The following is a 19,671-nucleotide window of genomic DNA, read 5'->3' as shown; positions in this document are numbered from 1 at the left end:
GGGACTAATAAAAATCATATTTTTCAAGTAAGTAGTTGTGTTCTGAGTGAAAACAGGTTTATAATACTACTATAACAGAATTCCAGCTTTAATGGCATTGAAATCCTACTATTGAGGTGAATGTACATGAGTAAGCCGTATGAAGTAGCTGTAACCGAGGTACAGCCTTTATCCGTTCTAGCGCCTGACGGCACTGTCGTAAATGAGCAAGAAATGCCGAAATTGAGTGACGAGCAGTTAAAAGAATTAATGAGACGTATGGTGTTTACGCGTACTTGGGACCAACGGGCTGTTAACTTGACCCGCCAAGGCCGTCTTGGCTTCTATGCTCCGGTATCAGGTCAGGAAGCAACAATGATCGGTAGCGAATTTGCTTTAAATTCAGATGATTTTGTATGTCCGGGTTATCGTGATATGCCGCAAATCGTATGGCATGGTCTTCCGATGTATCAGGCATTCCTATATTCCCGCGGTCATCAGCACGGCGGACAAATTCCAGAAGATGTACACGTACTTATGCCGCAAATCATTATCGGTGCACAAATTCTTCATGCAATGGGTGTAGCCATGGCATTCAAAAAACGCGGTGAAAAACGTGTAGCCATTACGTATACAGGTGACGGTGGTTCGTCCGAAGGCGATTTCTATGAAGGTATGAACTTTGCAGGTGCATTTAAACTTCCTGCGATTTTTGTTGTGCAAAATAACGGCTATGCCATCACGACTCCATTCTCCAAGCAAACCGCAGCAGCATCTGTTGCCCATAAAGCAGTAGCAGCCGGTATTGTTGGCGTGCAGGTAGATGGTATGGATGTTCTGGCTGTAGTTAAAGCTGTTCAGGATGCTGCTGAGCGCGGACGCAACGGAGAAGGCGCGACATTAATCGAAGCGATCACATACCGGTTCCTGCCGCATTCCATGTCCGGCGACGATCCGTCCAAGTATCGTACTAAAGAAGAGAGCACGGAGTGGGAACAAACCAAAGATCCTTTGAACCGTTTCCGTTTATACGTTACAGCCAAGGGCTTGTGGTCGGAAGAAGAAGAAGCCAAGGTTGTAGAAGAAGCGAAGCAAGCAGTTGCTGACGCCATTAAAAAAGCAGAAGCTGTGGAGAAAATGACGATTCCCGGCTTGATCGATAGCATGTTTGAAGTAACACCGTCCCATCTCGAAGAGCAAAAAGCAGATTATTCAAAGTAAAAGGGAGGAAGAGTAAGCCATGGCACAAATGACAATGATTCAAGCGATCAAGGATGCAATGCGTGTTGAGTTGGAACGCGATCCGAACGTAGTCATATTCGGTGAAGATGTTGGTAAAGTCGGCGGTGTATTCCGTGCAACGGAAGGTCTGCAGGCTGAATTTGGCGAGGAACGTGTATTCGATACGCCTTTGGCTGAATCCGCAATCGGTGGTTTGGCAGTGGGTATGGGGATTCAAGGATTTCGCCCGGTAGCTGAAATCCAATTTGTCGGTTTTATTTATGAAGCATTAGACCAGATTTGTGTTCAGGCAGCTCGGATGCGTTATCGCTCAGGCGGTCGTTACAACGCGCCAATTACATTCCGTACTCCTTTTGGCGGCGGCGTAAAAGCGGCAGAGCTGCATACAGATCCGTTGGAAGGCTTGTTAACTCAAACACCGGGGATTAAAGTAGTAGTTCCTTCCAATCCTTATGATGCCAAGGGATTGCTGATTGCGGCTATCCGCGACAATGATCCGGTATTTTTCATGGAGCATCTGAACTTGTACCGTTCTTTCCGTGCTGAAGTGCCGGAAGGCGATTACACTGTGGAAATTGGTAAAGCAAAAGTAGTTCGCGAAGGTTCTGATGTTACCATTATTACCTACGGCGCTATGGTGCATACTTCCTTGAAGGCAGCTGAAGAAATCGAAAAAACTCGTGGAACCAAGGTAGAAGTCATTGATCTTCGTACTTTGATGCCGCTTGATATTGATACAATCGTGGAATCAATCAAGAAAACGAACCGTGCTATCGTTGTACAGGAAGCACAAAAATCGTCCGGTATCGCTGCAGAAGTAATTGCACAAATTAACGAAAAAGCGATTCTGCACCTTGAGGCTCCTGTACTACGTGTAACACCTCCGGATACCGTATATGCATTCGCACAGGTTGAAGATCAATGGCTTCCTAATCCGGCCCGTATTATTGCTGGACTGAACAAAGTATTGGATTTTTAGGATAACGAAGCAAGTTTTGCTATGCAAAACTCTAAGGGAATGCTTACGAAGTAAGTTTTCTACGAAAACTTTTAGGAGGTTACAACATGGCGGTATTTGAATATAAATTCCCGGAGCTTGGTGAAGGCATTCACGAAGGTGAAATCGTCAAATGGCTGGTAAAGCCAGGCGATGTCGTCAACGATGAGACCATCATTATGGAAGTCCAAAACGATAAATCAACAGTAGAAGTACCTTCTCCTGTTGAAGGTAAGATCGTCGAAATCAAAGTTGCTGAAGGCACAGTTTGTACGATTGGCGATCTGATCGCTACGATCGAGGTTTCTGGAGAGGTTCCACAGCAAGCAGGCCACGGTCATGGTGAGAGTGCGGCTCCGGCAGCACCTGCCGAAGCTGCTCCAGCAGCGAAGAGCGATGATCAAGCTGCCGAGTGTGCAGTTGGCGGAGCGGTCGCGGCTAATGTCGCGAACTCGAAGCTGGATACGCCGCTGGCAGGCGGAGCACCAGCTGAAGGCGCGGCTCAAGCCGATGCAGCAGCCGGCGGTAAAGCACTGGCTACGCCAAGCGTGCGCAAGCTCGCTCGCGAGAAAGGCTTGAACATCGGGCTGGTCACAGCTAGCGGCCCTAACGGCCGCGTGACCAAGGAAGATGTTCTTGCATTTGCCGCAGGCGGAGGCACAGCCGCGGCAGCGCCATCAGCTGCAAGCGAAGCTCCGGCGGCAGAAGCGACTTCGAACGCAGCAGCAGCGCCAAGCAAGCCAGCAGTTGCTTCAAGCGCAGCGGCAGCAGTTAGCGGTGAGCGCATCGAAGAACGCGTGCCGTTCAAAGGCATTCGCAAAGCGATCTCGAACGCGATGGTTAAATCCGTATACACAGCTCCACATGTAACCTTGATGGATGAAGTAGACGTAACCCAACTGGTTGCCCTTCGTGCGAAGTCCAAACCAATTGCTGAGAAAAAAGGCGTTAAGCTGACTTACCTGCCTTTCATTGTAAAGGTTCTGGTTGCAGCAGCGCGTCAATTCCCGGCTTTGAACGCGATGATCGACGAAGAAAAGAACGAAATTGTGTACAAAAAGTACTATAACATTGGTATCGCAACGGATACGGATAATGGCTTGATCGTGCCTGTGATTCAGGATGCGGATCGTAAAAATATTTGGACAATCGCTGAAGCTATCAAGGATTTGGCAGCACGCGGTCGTGATGGCAAGCTGTCAGCAGCGGAAATGAAAGGCGGAACTCTGTCGATCACGAATATTGGTTCGGCTGGCGGCATGTTCTTCACACCTGTTATTAATTTCCCTGAAGTGGCCATTTTGGGTACAGGACGTATTACAGAGAAGCCGGTTGTGAAAAATGGTGAGATCGTAATCGCTCCAGTGATGGCTCTTTCGCTAAGCTTCGATCATCGGATTATCGATGGTGCGACAGCTCAAAACTTCTTGAACTATATCAAGCAATTGTTGGCTGATCCTGAGCTATTAATCATGGAGGTGTAACATAATGGTAGTAGGCGATGCATCTGTAGAAATCGACGTGTTGGTCATCGGTGCAGGTCCCGGTGGGTATGTGGCTGCTATTCGTGCCGCTCAATTGGGTAAAAGTGTTCTGATCGTAGATAAGTCGGAAGTCGGAGGTGTATGCTTAAACCGTGGCTGCATTCCTTCCAAAGCTTTAATTCATGCTGCCGAAGAGTTTGAGGCAGCAAGCCATAACTCATCTATCGGGATTGTTTCCGAGGGTGTCAAGATTGATTTTACAAAGGTACAGGAATGGAAATCCGGTATTGTGAAAAAGATGACAGGCGGCGTAGGCCAACTGCTCAAAGGTAACAATATTCAGGTGTTCAATGGCGAAGCCTTGTTCATTAATGAACATGAAGCTCGCTGCTTCAATGATAATGAAACAGCTCGCTTCCGCTTCAACGACTGCATTATTGCAACAGGCTCACGCCCGATTGAATTAAAAGCATTCCCTTATGGCGGTCGTATTCTTTCCTCTACTGAAGTGCTGGATCTGCAAGAGGTTCCCGAAAGCCTGATCGTTATCGGCGGTGGTTACATCGGTATCGAGCTTGGACAAACCTATTCGAGACTGGGTACAAAGGTTACGGTTCTGGAGGGCTCTGACTCCATATTGCCAGGCTTTGAAAAGGAACTATCCAATCTGGTTGGCCGTGGCTTGAAAAAAGGCAATGTTGAGGTATTCACAGAAGCTTTGGCTCAAGGCTGCGAGCAAACGGATAAAGACGTTACCGTTACCTTCACAGTCAAAGGCGAGGAGAAAAAGGTTACTGCACAATACGTGCTGGTAACAGTTGGACGTCGTCCGAACACTGATGGTGATCTGTCGCTTGAATTGGCAGGCGTTGAAGTGGGTGAACGCGGTTTGATCAAAATCAATGAAAAATGCCAAACCAATGTTCCGCATATTTATGCAATTGGTGATATCGTCGCAGGTCCTGCTTTGGCGCATAAGGCTTCTTACGAAGGTAAGGTAGCGGCTGAAGTAATTGCCGGACAACCAAGCGTAATTGATTATAAATGTATTCCAGCTGTAGTATTTTCAGATCCCGAAATTGCAAGTGTAGGCTTGAGTGAAACTGAAGCCAAGGCACAAGGCAAAAATACAACTGTGGGCAAGTTCCCATTTGGTGTAAATGGCCGGGCATTGACGATGAATACCTCTGACGGTTTTGTAAAGCTGATCGGTGACAAGGATTCAGGTCTGCTCTTGGGCGGACAGGTTGTCGGTAAGCAAGCCTCCAACCTGATTGCCGAGTTGGCTTTGGCCATCGAATTGGGTGCTACTGTTGAGGATATCGCGCTTACGATTCATGCACATCCTTCATTGGGTGAAATTACGATGGATGCAGCTGAAGTATTGCTGGGACACCCGATTCACGTATTGGGTAAAAAATAAGAATCATGTACACAAGCCTGGGGCCTCGCTGCTCCGGGCTTTTTTCATTGATAATCCTACATTTGTCCATACGACATTGCAATTATCCATTAACAGATGCGATTGAACATTGTAGGATACTCCTTGTAGATCATTTTTTATTAAAGGGTGTGTGTTTACATGGGGATTCAATTTGACGCCAAGCAGCAGTTGTTTCATCTTCAGGCTGCTGATACGAGCTATGGCCTTCAAGTATTGGAATCGGGTTACGTGGTCCACTTGTATTGGGGCCGGAAAATAAATCATCTAAAAGCTTCACATTGGCTTCAACTTGGGAGAGACCGGTCCTTTTCTCCAAATCCGGATCCGACTGATCGAAGTTATTCCCTCGACTGGCTGCCGCAGGAGTATCCAGCTTATGGAAATACGGATTTCCGTCAGCCTGCGATTCAGATTCAACTGGAGAATGGCTCCACAATAACGGATTTCAAGTACGAATCACACCGTATTATAGCTGGTAAGCCAGCTCTGGACGGACTTCCGTCAACCTATGTTGAGCATGCAGATGAAGCACAGACACTGCAGATTACTTTGATTGATGGGTTGACTGGGCTCAAGGCGGTATTAACTTATACAGTTTATGAAAATCATAATGTGCTTACGCGTTCAATTCGTTTGATTAACGATGGACCGCAATCGCTCAAGGTGCTGCGTGTGCTCAGCATGAGTATCGATTTGACCGGTAGCGGCTATGAACTGCTGCAGCTATCGGGAGCCTGGGCACGCGAGCGGTATGTAGAGAAGAGAGCTCTCGTCCCTGGCACTCAATCCATTGAAAGCCGCCGCGGTGGCAGCAGTCATCAGCAAAACCCATTCATCGCTTTGCTGGCTAAGGGCTCCACAGAGGATCACGGTGATGTGTATGGATTCAGCCTTGTGTACAGTGGTAATTTTCTCGCCTCCGTGGAGGTGGACCAATTTAATACTACACGTGTAGGCATGGGTATTAATCCATTTGATTTCAGCTGGCTGCTGGAGCCCGGGCAGTCTTTTCAAGCGCCGGAAGTGGTGATGGTTCACTCTGCAAACGGACTTGGCGGAATGTCACAGACGTATCATGAGCTGTATCGTACGCGGCTGTGCAGGGGTACATTCCGTGACCAGTCCCGACCTGTATTGATCAATAACTGGGAAGCGACGTATTTTGACTTTACAGCGGATCAAATCGAGCAAATCGCGAAAGCCGGAAAAGAGCTCGGGATTGAGCTGTTTGTGCTCGATGACGGTTGGTTCGGAAGGCGTAACGATGATAAAACCTCTTTAGGCGATTGGTTTGTTAATCTGGAGAAGCTCCCTGATGGATTAGGAAACCTGGCAGAGCGGATCACCAGGCTGGACATGCAGTTCGGTTTATGGTTTGAGCCAGAAATGGTTTCTGTCATAAGTGAGCTGTATCGGACGCATCCAGACTGGTGCTTGCATGTACCGAATCGAACAAGATCCGAGGGAAGAAATCAGCTGATCCTCGATTTATCGCGTTCCGAGGTTTGTGATTATATCGTGAATACGGTGTCGGGAATACTTAACAGTGCCCCAATCACCTATGTCAAATGGGATATGAACCGGTCTATGACCGAAATCGGTTCGGCATCCTTGCCTCCCGAGCGCCAAAGAGAAACGGCTCACCGCTACATGCTTGGTCTATATTCGGTGATGGAGCGTATTACGTCGGCTTTCCCACATATTTTGTTTGAGAGCTGCTCCGGTGGCGGCGGTCGGTTTGATCCAGGAATTTTGCATTATATGCCCCAAACCTGGACAAGTGACAATACCGATGCGGTGACCCGCCTGAAAATCCAGTATGGGACGAGTATCGTCTATCCGATCAGCTCGATGGGAGCCCATGTGTCAGCAATTCCTAATCATCAGGTGCATCGCAACACTTCACTGCAAATGCGGGGGGATGTCGCGATGTCAGGAAACTTTGGATATGAGCTGGATTTAACGAAGTTTACGTCCGATGAACGGGAGCTTGCTAAGCAGCAGGTAGCCCTGTACAAAGAGCTGCGTCAATTCGTTCAATTTGGTTCTTTTTATCGGCTGCTAAGCCCTTTTGAAGGGAATGCTGCTGCCTGGATGTTTGTATCGACGGATGGGCAGGATTGCCTGGTATGTTATTTCCAAATTTTATGTGAGCCTAATGAGCCAAAAGAGCGCATCAAGCTTAAAGGTCTTGATGCAGACGCTCAATATATCTGGTCGGGCACTGATGAAATATATGGTGGTGATGAGCTGATGTATGGAGGTTTCAGCTTGCCAGCACTGCAGGGGGATTACCAAAGTTTCCTTGTACGTCTGAAACGAGTATAAATATCAATTATCAATTGCAAGGCTGTTCCAAGAGTCTATGAGACTATGGAGCAGTCTTTTTTTTTCTAAATTTAAGTTAAATTTTCAGAAATATTTTAGATTCATCGTGTATAATGGATTTTAGTATGTGTTTTTGTGAAAGGGGAACAGAATGGAACATCTTCATGGTACTTACAACCCGTATATCGTTATTATTTCTTATATAATAGCAGGAGCAGCCTCTTATTCAGCGCTGGATTTAGCTGGAACGATAAGCTTCACTAAGGGGAAAACACGGGCACTGTGGCTGATTTGTGGGGCCAGTCTAATGGGATTGGGTATCTGGTCAATGCATTTTGTCGGAATGCTGGCATTTTCTTTACAGATGAAGGTTACCTACCATACTGGGCTCGTCGTATTATCCGTTGTCCTGGCTATAGCAGTATCGTATATTGCCTTGTACATCGTTAGTAGTAACGAGCAGAGAGTCCGCCAATTGATTACTGGCGGTGTTTGCATGGCTGCCGGTATTTGCGGGATGCATTATGTCGGGATGGCTGCTATGATGGTTGATATTACATACAATTTCTGGTTGGTGGGTCTTTCTATACTGGTAGCTGTCGTAGCCTCAAGCGCAGCGCTGTGGCTGCTGTTTTATTTTCGCGAGAATCAATCCCGCTATATCGTTCTTTATAAGTTGATAAGCGGACTCGTGATGGGAGTGGCAATAGCTGGCATGCATTATATCGGAATGGCAGCGGCTGAGTTTTACCATGGCGAAAAGACTGTGATTGCAAGTGGTCTGCTGATCGAGCAGGGGATTCTGGCTTATATCATTGCAGCTGGGACACTGATTACCATTGGATTCACCTTGTTCGGTATTTACGTGAACAAACGATTATCTCATAAAGATTCAACGATTTTGGAACACGAAAGATGGTACCATTCCCTATATGAGAATAACTCTAATGGTATTGTATCAGTCGATATTCATGGTAACATTATGGGCTTTAACCGTGCTGTGACCCAAATAACAGGGCTAGAGGAAGCAGACTTCATTAATAAACATATTTCCCATATCGGGTTGCAAATTACGGAAGAGGAACGGGAAAACACAAAAAAATTTTATTACGAATCGTTCAAGAAGCAGCCGCAAAGCTATGAGACCGCATTAATAGCTAATGGCAAACGATTCGATTTGAGTATTATCAACGTGCCTGTAGAGATTAAGGGAAGACTTGTCGGCAATCATATTATCGCCAAGGACATTACAGAAGAGAAACAGTCGAAGGAAATGGCACAGCATCTTGCTTATCATGATGAGCTGACCGGATTACCGAACCGGAGAAGGTTTAATCAGGTGCTTGCGGAAGCTATCGAGGCAGCCCAGGGCACGGACTTGAATTTTGCGGTTATGGTGCTGGATATTGATCGATTCAAGATCATTAATGATTCTTTGGGACATACCTACGGAGATATTTTTCTGCAAGAAATGTGTGAGCGCATTCGGACAAGCGTAGAAAACTATAAAGTGACGCTGGCTCGAATTGGCGGTGACGAATTTACTCTCGTATGCGACAATAGCTACGATGAAAGCAAAGCAATTGAAATTGCAGAACGAATTATCCAGGCTGTACAACTGCCATACCGTCTTAAGGACAATGATTTCTACATTACAGCCAGTATCGGGATTGCTATTTATCCTCAGCATGGAGCCGATGATGTGCAGCTGCTCAAACATGCAGATACGGCGATGTACGAGGTCAAGAAAAACGGAAAAAACGGGTATCTCCTGTTCACGAGCAAGCTGGATTACGAGCTTCAGGAAAAAATAGAGCTGGAAAGCGATTTGCGAAAAGCTATCGAGCGTAATGAGTTTCTGCTTTATTATCAGCCGCAAATTCGCCCGAGTGATAATTGTATGATAGGCGTTGAAGCCTTGGTAAGATGGATGCATCCGACCAAAGGTATGCTGCCGCCAGGCATGTTTATTTCCATTGCCGAGGAGACAGGAATGATCTATGAACTCGGAACATGGGTGTTACGTGAGGCTTGTGCACAAATGCGGGCCTGGCATGATTCTGGAGGGCCATTGATTCCTGTTTCTGTTAACTTGTCCTCCCAACAGTTCCATCAGACAAACCTGGTGACACAGATTAAGAAAATTCTCGAAGAAACACGCCTTGAGCCCCAATATCTGGAGTTGGAAATCACGGAAAGCATGATGATGGATGCTTCGATATCTTCAGAGATTTTGAATGAATTGAGTGATAGCGGCATTCGGATCAGCCTTGATGATTTTGGGACAGGCTACAGCTCGTTAAGCTATTTGAAACTGTATCCGATTCATAAGCTCAAAATCGATCGTTCTTTTATTACCGATATAACCAGCGATGACAACGATAGAGCGATTGTTGCAACAATCATATCGATGGCGAAGCATCTGAATATGGAAGTCATTGCAGAAGGAATTGAGACCAAGGATCAGCTTGATATTTTACTGGATAATGAATGTCAGGAAATACAAGGCTTTTACTACAGCAAACCCCTATCTGCTGGTGATGTGGAGCAAGCCTTTTTTGTACCCATGAGAATACAAAGCTTTCAGGCTAGTGAACAACCGAATGGAGCGAAAGTATGGTAGAGGAAAGCCTTAAGCTGGCAAAAATATTGATTGTTGATGACCAGGAATATAATTTGAGTCTTCTGGAACGGATTCTGGACCGCGTAGGATACAAGAACCTGCACAGCAGTACGAACCCTCGTCAGACTATGCCTTTAATTGAACAGCTGGACCCGGATATTGTGCTGCTTGACTTGCACATGCCGGAAATGGATGGGTTTGAGGTACTGCGCTTGATCCGTGAACATACCAATAAAGACAGCTATTTACCCGTTCTTGTGCTAACGGCTGATATTACGCCAGAAGTCAAAAAAATGGCACTGCAAGCAGGCGCCAACGATTTTTTGACAAAGCCGTATGATCGAACCGAGGTCGTTCTGCGAATCCACAATTTACTAAAAACGAGATATCTTCATCTGCAGCTTCAACAGCAAAATGAGCTGCTGGAGGAACGCGTACAGGAGCGAATGAAAGAACTGCGGCAAGCTAAGGACGAAATTTTGCAATTGCTTGGCCGCGCTTCTGAGTATCGTGACGATATGACTGGTCAGCATACACAACGAGTTGGGCGACTGTCCGGTCTGATCGCTGAACGATTGGGGCTTCCTGCTAAGCAGGTGGAGATGATCCGCATGGCGGCACCGCTTCATGATATTGGTAAGATCGGCATTCCTGATGAGCTCCTGCTAAAGCCGGGGCGCTTTGAGCCTGAGGAGTTTGAGCGGATGAAGCTGCACACGACCATCGGCGCCAGTATTCTGGCAGGAAGCTACTTTGCGGTTTTGAAAATGGCAGAAATTATTGCCGGCTCTCACCACGAAAAATGGGACGGGACAGGTTATCCGCAAGGATTAAGTGGTGAGATTATCCCGATAGAAGCACGAATTGTCGCACTTGCTGATTTCTATGATGCATTAACGCATGAACGTCCTTACAAAAAAACGTGGACGTCTCAGGAAGCGATTGCTGAAGTGGTAAATCAGCGTGGGAAGCATTTTGACCCAAAGGTTGTGGATGTATTCGTTGACTTGTTTCATGATAGCGCTGTTACCTTTTGCAACGGGGAGGTTGTATAAAAGAAGGGGATTATGTTCACGGCATTTCACCAATTTATTGAGCTTGCCTGTGCTGGCATCAGATCAGGAGAAGGCGAACGCAGCTGGCTGTGATGATTTTGACACGAAGCCGATTGACCTGAACCGATTGCTGGAGAAGATAACCGTGGCTTTGGCCAAGCAGGGACTGGCTTGAACACTCAGTACAATTAACTTAACCGTAATGGCAAGCAGAAGCATCTACCAGGTGAGCTGGGGGTGCTTCTTTTTTATGCCGATTTATACATTGACAAGGGGCATCATCGGGTGTATTATCCAATTATAAGCAATTTGAACAAACGTTCAAAACATTTGTTCAAAACAAATGTTCAAATCATTTGCGATATAAAATTGTTAGTTCAGGAGGCTGAAACGATGCAGGATAGCAAGGATGTCAAACTGAAAATTTTGGATGGAGCGAAGGTGCTGTTTGCTCAAAAAGGCTTTGAGGGGACAACGGTTCGTCAAATATGTGATCAAGCGGGTGTTGCGTTGGCGTTGGTATCGTATCATTTTGGTGGCAAGGAGAACGTACTGTTGGCTTTGTATGATACATTTGCACCGCAATTTTTGCAGGAGCCTTTCGTATTGTCTGATCCTGAACAGGATTTGCGGAGGTTCATTACAGAATTCGTACGATTTCGTAGGGAGGAGCCGGAGCTGATCAACATATTGCAGCAGGAAATTATGATGCAAAGTCCGAGAGCGGAAAAGCTGCAGAAATGTGTGTTTGCCTTATGGATGCCTTTGAGGGAAATATTGATATCGGGGAAAGAGCAGGGACAATTTGAGTATGAATCATTGAGGCATACGCTGAATTTTATTGTAGGTACGTTAATTTTTTCGCGTGTCCACTCTTTTTTCGATCCGGTGTTTGTGCAGGATGACATCAAGGACAAGGATGAGTTGGAAGAAGTAGTCGAGCATACGCTCCGATTTATTTTCAAGGGATTGCAGGCTGCACACTAGACATCATGAGGGGAGAAGGAATCGTATGAAACGGAATTTGATACTATTGCTGGTATTGGGCGCAGCACTAGGGGGCGGAGGATACCTGCTCGCTGCTGAGGGAAAGGATGCAGTGTCTCTGGCAGCCAAACATAAGGGGAGTCTTCTGACGGCGGAGCAGGTTAATGTGTCGTTCCAAGGCGTGGGTGGCAAAATCATTGATTTGGCCGCAAAAGAAGAAATGAAGGTAAGCAAAGGCGATATACTGATGACGCTTGACCCAACGGATATCGATTTACAGCTGCAAAAGGCGCAGGCGGACATAGAAGTAACGGCCATTAAGGTAAAGCAAAGTGAAGATGCGTTGAATGTCGCACAGGATAAGCTCGGCAATGCCCTGAAGCAGGCGCAAATTGGGGTGGAGCAGGCCAGGACCTCACAGGAGCAGGTGCTTGAAGGCGCACGGTCGGAGGATATCGAACGTCAGAAACTCGCGGTAGCGGCAGCAACCGAAGCACATACCCACGCGTTGAAGCTGTACAATCAATTGCTCAATATCGAAGATACATATGATAAAAATCCGTACGCCTACAAGGATCATCGTGATGCGTTGGAAAATGCACGGAGCCAGCTGTCCACCTTGGAAAACGCGCGGGACCAGCAGCAGCAGGCATTGAACAAAATGCTCAATGGTGCCTCGCAGCAGGATAAGCAGCAGGCATCGTTATTGACAGATAAAGCTAATGCGATATTGGAACAGAACATGCTGACGGGGCAGGACATTACGAATCAGCGGATTGGTTTGGATGCACTGATCAAGCAGCAGGAGCAGCAAAAGATTCTTTTGCAATCCTTGCAGGTGCAGAAGGAGCGAATGGTATTGAAAGCTCCTGTTGATGGCAAAGTAGCCAGAATTATTCCCAAAGCAGGCGAAAATGTAGGATCGGGTACTCCATTAATCGTGCTGGAAACCGGTAAATTGTATTTTGATATGTATGTGGATGAGCGCCAGGTGACAAAGCTGCAGCCGGAAGGCACGGTTCCGGTACGTTTTGCAGCACTTCCTGATCAATTAACTGGACGAATTCAATTTGTCACAGCCGCTCCTCAGTTCGCGGGATTAAGGATGAGTCGGGAGAAAGGAACAGCTGATCTTACGATGTTTCAGGCTCGCATTGAGGTGGATCGGATCGATAAATTACTCCCCGGCATGACGGCGGAGGTGCATATAGATGAAATCGCTGCTCGATGAATGGAGATTTGTGCTGCAAGGCAAGTTTGTACTTATTATTTTAATCGTTCCACTGCTCGTATCGGCCCTGTTTGGTTACTTGTTTCAAAACAGCCAGATCAATGAGGCTCCAATTGCTGTGGTGGATGAAGATAACAGCTTGTACAGCAGACAATTTACAGATAAAATCAATGCTTCTCAATATATGAATGTCGTCGATGTGTTTCACTATGCAGTAACACCGGATACATTGATGGCGAATGAAGCTTATATGGCGGTCATTTATTTGCCTCGTGGGATGGAGCAGCTTCGACTCCAGGGCAAGCAGGTGAATGTAGGGGTTTTGATCGACAATTCGATGCCTGCTGCGGTTAGCAATATTCGTAATGGAGTACAGGAGCTGTTTACCGTAGAGAACACGACAACCTCGATGGGCAAGCTGAAAGCGATGGGCGTATCGGATGAAGCTGCTGCTGCGATTATTGCCCCTCTTTCGATGCAGCAAAGGCTGCTGTACAATCCGACATCCGATTTTATCGCATTCATGGTTATCGGATTCGTGAATGTTACGGCGCTTGGCATTACAATTGGCGGAGCAGCCGCGATCGTACCGCGATTACGCCTTGAGGGTAAGCTGCAAGAGGAGCTCACGCGTCCGATCGGCTTATGGCTGAGAGTGCTGCCTTATGCGATGAGCTCAACCATTAGCTTGCTTCTTGTATTCGGAGTGTTGAAGCAGCTTGGGGGCTTACGGTTTGCCGGTAGTCCGCTGGCGTTTCTCTTACCGTTGATTCTTTATACACTCGTAGTGACCGTTATCGGAATGCTCGTCGGTTGGACGGCGGCTGATCCTGCCAAGGTTACCTTGCGAACGTATCCTATTGTATATCCATCCTTTATGCTATCAGGCTTTCAGGTGGCCTCAATAATGCTGCCTCACTCGGCACAAATGCTGGGCAGTCTGCTTCCTCTTACATGGCTATTCAAATTTATCCGTGGCATTGGTTATCGTGGTGGAAGCTTGACTTATTATGCCAGTGAAATCGGCGTGCTTGTTCTCATGCTGGGTGTGCTGTCCTTAGGTGTCGGTCTGATGATCATGAAAGAAAACCGTAAGCTGAGTTTGAATAACAAGATGAAGGAGATTACAGCATGAGCACAAAAATGAAATTTGCAGCGGTCGCAGTCGGTTTTACCCTTTCCTTGTTTCACTTTATTCCTCCGGTAGCGGCAGAATCTTCAGAACCCGTAGCGACAATTCTACCGATAGATGCTGGAGGGATATCAATAACCAAGCCGAACTCCTATCTATTAAATGATACCTTAAAGGTAGAAATTAAAAGTGTGCTGAACGAAACGACCTCGGAAGGACAACGAATTGCCGTTGTGGCTCGTACAAAAAGCACGGTGTCCAAAGTGGTTGGCATACCGGATATGGAGCTGAGAGTGAGAGCGGCTGATGGCTCCGAGTATACGCTTCAAGCCAGCGTATTCAATGCTCATGCCATCCGTCCTCAGACCAATGAAGAGCTGAGCTATATGGCCGTGGTTGATCGTAAGGACACGTTTGAATTGAAGGAGCTTGTGTGGCTGTCTGTGGATTGGTATACATATCCGAAGACGGAAACAGAGCTGTTGACCATCCCTGTATCGGGACTCAGCTGGAATGGTGCGTTATCCTCCATACAAGACCTATCTGCCAAGAAGACATGGGAGGAATCCTTCCAAATTCCGAATATCGATTCACCGTTGATTTATAAGCCGGCAGCGATCCATAAAGAAAGCACTCCAAAAGGCACCATCCATACGGTAAAGCTGCTGGTGGAGAATCGTTCTACGAAAAAAGAAATGTTACCGTCACTTAGTATGGATGGCAGAGTCGGTGCTGCTGGAGTAAACACGACTTTATTTAACGGAGTAAATACTGAACAGGGCACCATCACGTTGGAGCCGGGAGAAAAGCGTTATTTGTATTTTCAGATTCCAGCAGACAAAGATACGGTATTAAGCAGCTTGAATGTATTAAGCTCAGAAAGCTTCAGACAGATGGACGCCAAAGGAGCAGTTACACAAGTAGGTTATTCGATTGGCAGATTGAATATTGCGCTGCCGCAAGGTGGTCAGGCTGATCTTCCCGTACAAAGCTTGGCTTATCAGTATGGCACTGACTTCTCTTTTGACAGCTTGTCAGATACGATAGCCCCTCATATGTCCGTTTCGTTGGTCGAGATGCACATGCATGAGAATGAGGGAGAAGGCTACAATACGGTGATTGGTAAATTCAAGCTAAGCAATAACGGAGATCAACCGCTGCCCTTGCCTGTTTTTCAAACGAAGCTGGAGACTGAATCCGGCGCTGCATACAGCGGTAGCCGACAAACGACAACCGCACAGGATATTATGCCGGGAACGGCTTATATATTGAGCTATTCCTATCGGATGCCGATAGATATGAAGGATCGTACATTTGTATTAAAAATACTTGATACCAAAGGCTCCACAACGGCAGCAGCTAGTACGGCTACAGCAGCTCCAGTGACCAACACGATCGGCGCCTACGTTGTTGCTTTGCAGCAGGGTGTTATGGATGCGGAGAAATTATCCTTTTATCCATTCCAAGTGAAGCTCAACGACTGGTCCCTGATGGCCCGTACAAGCGCACCTTCTGCTACATCACCGATTACTTATACGTACAGGCTTAAGCTTAGTCTCGACATTGAGCGAGAGGAGAAGATGATCGCCGATAAAGACTTTTCCAAAATGTCGCTGGAGCTCATAGATCCAACAGGCAAGCTGTTATCGGTCAAGACCTTGAATTTTACTGGGGTTAACCGATTGGTGAGCGGCATGCAGTTTATTACCTTCGATAACCTGCGCACTGACGAGCAGGAATATCCACTATGTATCAACGTGTACGAAACCATTGCAACTCCGACTGGTGAAGTTAAACGGCTCATGACGGTGCTGCAGGAGCGCTAATGCAAGCCAATTAGTTTCATACTCATAGATAAATAGGGCAGACAGCGAAAGCTGTCTGTTTTGTCTGTCTGTTAGTTAGTGCCTGAATGCTTCTAGCTGTTCTGCGACCATCTTGATGGGGGTGGAATTGTGACGCATCAGCTTTCCGTCGCTATAGACACAATGATGTTCATAACAAGCAGGATCGTAAATCAGAGCATTTAAAAATAGAGGAATATTCGAAGCTACTCCTTGGTTTCGAGGATTCAGGATCCAATCGAGCTGCTTCCAGTCTAAAATACCCTCTGTAGTTTTGATCGGAGTAGGGTATGGGAAATCTGTCGGCAATTCGGCTGCATACAAGTACATACCACCCAAATCTTGACCATCCACCTCCCAGGTCACAATCCCTTTATAGGAAAGCTCATAATCAGCTTCTGCCAAATTTGTTTCCTCGCTGATTTCACGAATCATCGATTGTGTAGGAGATTCCTCTGGCTCCAGCTTGCCGCCAACACCGTTCCAGCAGCCCATCCAACTCGGCTTTTCTCTATTTATCAGCAGTATACAATTACCTTGTTTAATGAAGCAAATGTTGTATTTCAGTCTTGGTATCATCTGACCTCTTCCTCATAAATCCGATTTTTCTAAGGATACCACAGAGGCTTGTCCCTGAATACCATATGTTGGATAGATAAGCTGATCATAAGACTGATGAAGCCAAGCGGCTCATGGGCGTATTATCTGGCCCCAGCGTTAGTGCTTGGAAGTGGAGCGTTTTATGAGCTGATCGAAATGTGGACGGCTTTTATCGTGGCACCTGAGATTGGTACTTTATTTCTCGGTACGCAAGGTGATCCTTGGGATGCGCAGCATGATATGGCAGTTGCCTTGTACGGTTCAATCATCGCAATGATTGTAACGGCGGCCGTTAATGTCGTAACAAATAAGCCCGTCGGGGCTCGACAACCAGCAGAACAGCGACGGACTGAAGCTCATTAACGGTACAATATTCATAATGAATGCGAGTAATCCCATATCGAGCCAATAGGTCTGGTGCATAAAAACTGTATGCGATTCGAACTATCGACGGCGTGTGGGTTTGGCAGGTCTGGGTCTTGTTCGACGGGAAACCGTTGCGGCCGTGGGCATAACCTTCAAGGTTTGGGTCAACTGGTTATAGACCAGACCCCATTTTTTGCGGGGTGTCAGTCGGAACCTTCGCATATTCAGAGCGGTAAGGCGGAAATCGGTTTCCAGCTCGTTTTCCGGGATGACAACCCTCAGCTTCTTGCTGATGGAGCCGTTGTCCAAGGTAATGACCAGATTCGATGTACTAGGAATACCGAGCCAGCTCAATAACGTATAGCCAATAATGATACTGCCATCCCGGTGTTTTCGTGGTTCCGAAACAAGATATCCATGAGCCTGACTTGTTGTGATTCTGCGTATACGAAGCCGATTCACGTTAGGATCGTAGTTCAATATAAATCGGCTGCCATGTCGCATACGGAATTTTCTTGCAGTCAATGGATCAACTTCGATATAGTTAAACGAGCAGTCGTTCCCTTGTTCATGAACGATTCTTACTTTGCCCTCGAGATCGGCTCGCTGCAGAGTAACCTCATATCCGTCGCGAATGAGGTGAAGATCGTTGGGCAACCCGCCCTCGCAATTATAAATAATAACCATCGTGTTCTCAGCCAATTCTTTGGAAACCTGAATGTCTACGACGCCACTTGCCACGATACGCTCACTCCCTGTCTATCCTAGTTGTACGGATACGCTAATTTATACTTCTTTACCATATGCGCTTGTATATTTGTTCGTTTGGATGGTTGTACCGAGAAAATTATAAACAGGATGAAAAGAGGATAACTATGGATCAGCAGTGTGTAATAGATGAAGCAAGACGATTTTCGAGGGAACAGCTTGGGGATGATTCAAGTGGTCATGATTGGTGGCATATTGATCGGGTAACCCGAATGGCAGTCCTTCTTGCCAGGAAAGAAGGTGCAGATGTATTCATCTGTGAGTTAGCTGCTTTGCTTCATGACGTAGCTGATGAGAAGCTGAATCCATCACTTGCGGCGGGTATGACCAAGGTTAGCGATTGGTTGGCTGCACAAGAGGTCGAGCCTGCAGCAATCCATCAAGTTATGGATATAATAGGAAGTATTTCGTATAAGGGCGGGCACAATCCTCCTGTCGTATCGAAGGAGGCACAGGTCGTGCAGGACGCCGATCGTCTGGATGCGCTTGGAGCTATCGGTATTGCACGGACTTTTGCCTATTCAGGCTGGAAAGGGCAGCTTATTCATGATCCAGAGTTGTCTCCTCGTAAGGAAATGACAGCAGAGGCTTATCGCAGCGGTAAATCTACAGCGATTGCGCATTTTGATGAGAAGCTGTTGAAATTGAAAAATTTGATGAATACCGACAGCGCCAAACGGATTGCCGAGGATAGACATAGTGTGATGGAGCAGTTTCTGGAGCAGTTTCATCAAGAATGGCATGGCTTGGAGTTGGGCATGGACTCATCAGATTAAAAATAAAGAGGTTCGTAGAGATGACCATACAAAGATTTGTAGGCATTGATGGGTGCAAAGCCGGATGGATGGCCGTTACGCTATCTACAGAGGGCATCTGGACGACGAAGGTACATGAGGAGCTGGATGAGCTGTGGAGGGAATACGGCGACGCCAAGCTGCTGCTGATCGATATGCCGATAGGCTTGCCTTCCTGTGAGAATGGAGTGAGGACTTGTGATCAAGAGGCCCGACAGCTGCTGCGGCCTAGGCGGGCTTCAAGTATTTTTTCGGCACCGATTCGTGAGCTGCTGGATGCAGCTTCGTATAGTGATGCCAATACGCTCAGTAAACAACTGACATCACGTGGGTTATCGAAGCAAGCCTGGTATATCATTCCCAAAATCCGTGAGCTGGATCAGCTGCTGCAGAACAATCCTATAGCTCCAAAGAAGCTTCGAGAATCGCATCCTGAGCTATGCTTTACCATGTTGTCCGGCGCACCGATGCTGCATAACAAACAGACCGAGCCAGGCTATTGTGAACGCATACTGCTGTTAGAGATACTGTATCCTCAAGCCCGAATGATCATCGAACAGACGATGGCAGCCTATCCACGGAAGGCTGTGGCAAGGGATGATATTGTGGATGCGCTGGTGCTGGCTGTTTCCGCGCTGCTGAGCAGTGATAATATATTGGCAGTCCCCTTGAGCATGGAGAGGGACGCAACAGGACTTCCCATGCAAATAACGTATCCTCCAAAAAGCCTTAATGAATAAGGCTTTTTTTGCTATTCAAGCAGCTGAGTGACATGGATACTGCAAGGATGTTGAAGC

At 46.8% G+C, this 19,671-nt stretch carries 17 protein-coding genes; 15 read left to right on the top strand and 2 right to left on the bottom strand.

Annotated elements, in window-relative coordinates:
- Positions 1–126: 126 nt before the first annotated feature.
- From pdhA to LRL21_RS02895, 12 genes are all read left to right on the top strand, one after another.
- A complete protein-coding gene (gene pdhA / locus LRL21_RS02950) occupies positions 127–1,200 on the top strand; it encodes a pyruvate dehydrogenase (acetyl-transferring) E1 component subunit alpha (RefSeq protein WP_240414275.1) in 1,074 nt (357 codons plus the stop codon).
- Positions 1,201–1,219: 19 nt separating this feature from the next.
- Complete coding sequence (locus LRL21_RS02945) at positions 1,220–2,200, top strand: alpha-ketoacid dehydrogenase subunit beta (protein WP_240414274.1); 981 nt, start codon at positions 1,220–1,222, stop codon at positions 2,198–2,200.
- Between the two features lie 86 nt (positions 2,201–2,286).
- Entirely contained in the window at positions 2,287–3,702 is a 1,416-nt protein-coding gene (locus LRL21_RS02940; RefSeq protein WP_240414273.1) for a dihydrolipoamide acetyltransferase family protein, read from the top strand.
- A 4-nt stretch (positions 3,703–3,706) separates the two neighbouring features.
- Positions 3,707–5,125 carry a dihydrolipoyl dehydrogenase gene (gene lpdA, locus LRL21_RS02935; protein ID WP_240414272.1) on the top strand — a complete coding sequence of 473 codons (1,419 nt, stop codon included), beginning with the start codon at positions 3,707–3,709 and terminating at the stop codon, positions 5,123–5,125.
- Between the two features lie 159 nt (positions 5,126–5,284).
- On the top strand, positions 5,285–7,474 hold the full coding sequence (locus LRL21_RS02930; protein WP_240414271.1) for an alpha-galactosidase: 2,190 nt from the start codon (positions 5,285–5,287) through the stop codon (positions 7,472–7,474).
- A 151-nt stretch (positions 7,475–7,625) separates the two neighbouring features.
- On the top strand, positions 7,626–10,097 hold the full coding sequence (locus tag LRL21_RS02925) for a bifunctional diguanylate cyclase/phosphodiesterase (protein WP_240414270.1): 2,472 nt from the start codon (positions 7,626–7,628) through the stop codon (positions 10,095–10,097).
- Positions 10,091–11,152 carry an HD domain-containing phosphohydrolase gene (locus tag LRL21_RS02920; RefSeq protein WP_240414269.1) on the top strand — a complete coding sequence of 354 codons (1,062 nt, stop codon included), beginning with the start codon at positions 10,091–10,093 and terminating at the stop codon, positions 11,150–11,152. Before LRL21_RS02925 ends, LRL21_RS02920 begins: the two co-directional genes overlap by 7 nt.
- Before the next feature lie 37 nt (positions 11,153–11,189).
- Positions 11,190–11,327 (top strand): response regulator, encoded by a 138-nt coding sequence (locus LRL21_RS02915; protein WP_240414268.1) that lies wholly within the window; start codon positions 11,190–11,192, stop codon positions 11,325–11,327.
- A gap of 218 nt (positions 11,328–11,545) precedes the next feature.
- A complete protein-coding gene (locus tag LRL21_RS02910) occupies positions 11,546–12,139 on the top strand; it encodes a TetR/AcrR family transcriptional regulator (RefSeq protein WP_240414267.1) in 594 nt (197 codons plus the stop codon).
- A 25-nt stretch (positions 12,140–12,164) separates the two neighbouring features.
- Positions 12,165–13,370 (top strand): HlyD family secretion protein, encoded by a 1,206-nt coding sequence (locus LRL21_RS02905; protein WP_240414266.1) that lies wholly within the window; start codon positions 12,165–12,167, stop codon positions 13,368–13,370.
- Complete coding sequence (locus LRL21_RS02900) at positions 13,351–14,505, top strand: ABC transporter permease (protein WP_240414265.1); 1,155 nt, start codon at positions 13,351–13,353, stop codon at positions 14,503–14,505. Before LRL21_RS02905 ends, LRL21_RS02900 begins: the two co-directional genes overlap by 20 nt.
- Entirely contained in the window at positions 14,502–16,328 is a 1,827-nt protein-coding gene (locus tag LRL21_RS02895) for a hypothetical protein (protein ID WP_240414264.1), read from the top strand. Before LRL21_RS02900 ends, LRL21_RS02895 begins: the two co-directional genes overlap by 4 nt.
- Positions 16,329–16,403: 75 nt before the next feature.
- On the opposite strand, the gene LRL21_RS02890 is transcribed toward LRL21_RS02895, so the two are convergent.
- Complete coding sequence (locus LRL21_RS02890; RefSeq protein WP_240414263.1) at positions 16,404–16,925, bottom strand: NUDIX hydrolase; 522 nt, start codon at positions 16,923–16,925, stop codon at positions 16,404–16,406.
- Positions 16,926–16,973: 48 nt separating this feature from the next.
- Between LRL21_RS02890 and LRL21_RS02885 the strand changes: the two genes are divergently transcribed.
- Complete coding sequence (locus LRL21_RS02885) at positions 16,974–17,309, top strand: DUF2238 domain-containing protein (RefSeq protein ID WP_275900567.1); 336 nt, start codon at positions 16,974–16,976, stop codon at positions 17,307–17,309.
- An 81-nt stretch (positions 17,310–17,390) separates the two neighbouring features.
- Here the strand turns inward: LRL21_RS02885 and LRL21_RS02880 are convergent, their stop codons facing one another.
- Positions 17,391–18,053, bottom strand: a complete 663-nt coding sequence (locus tag LRL21_RS02880) for a hypothetical protein (RefSeq protein ID WP_240414261.1) — start codon at positions 18,051–18,053, stop codon at positions 17,391–17,393.
- A 134-nt stretch (positions 18,054–18,187) separates the two neighbouring features.
- Here LRL21_RS02880 and LRL21_RS02875 point away from each other — a divergent pair, with 134 nt between their 5' ends.
- Entirely contained in the window at positions 18,188–18,856 is a 669-nt protein-coding gene (locus LRL21_RS02875; protein WP_240414260.1) for an HD domain-containing protein, read from the top strand.
- Between the two features lie 20 nt (positions 18,857–18,876).
- Entirely contained in the window at positions 18,877–19,614 is a 738-nt protein-coding gene (locus LRL21_RS02870) for a DUF429 domain-containing protein (RefSeq protein ID WP_240414259.1), read from the top strand.
- Positions 19,615–19,671 lie beyond the last annotated feature (57 nt).

Source organism: Paenibacillus periandrae (assembly GCF_022458865.1).
GTDB lineage: Bacteria > Bacillota > Bacilli > Paenibacillales > NBRC-103111 > Paenibacillus_S > Paenibacillus_S periandrae.
The sequence above is the reverse complement of the archived record's forward strand: the minus strand, read 5'-3'. Positions and strand labels throughout refer to the sequence as shown.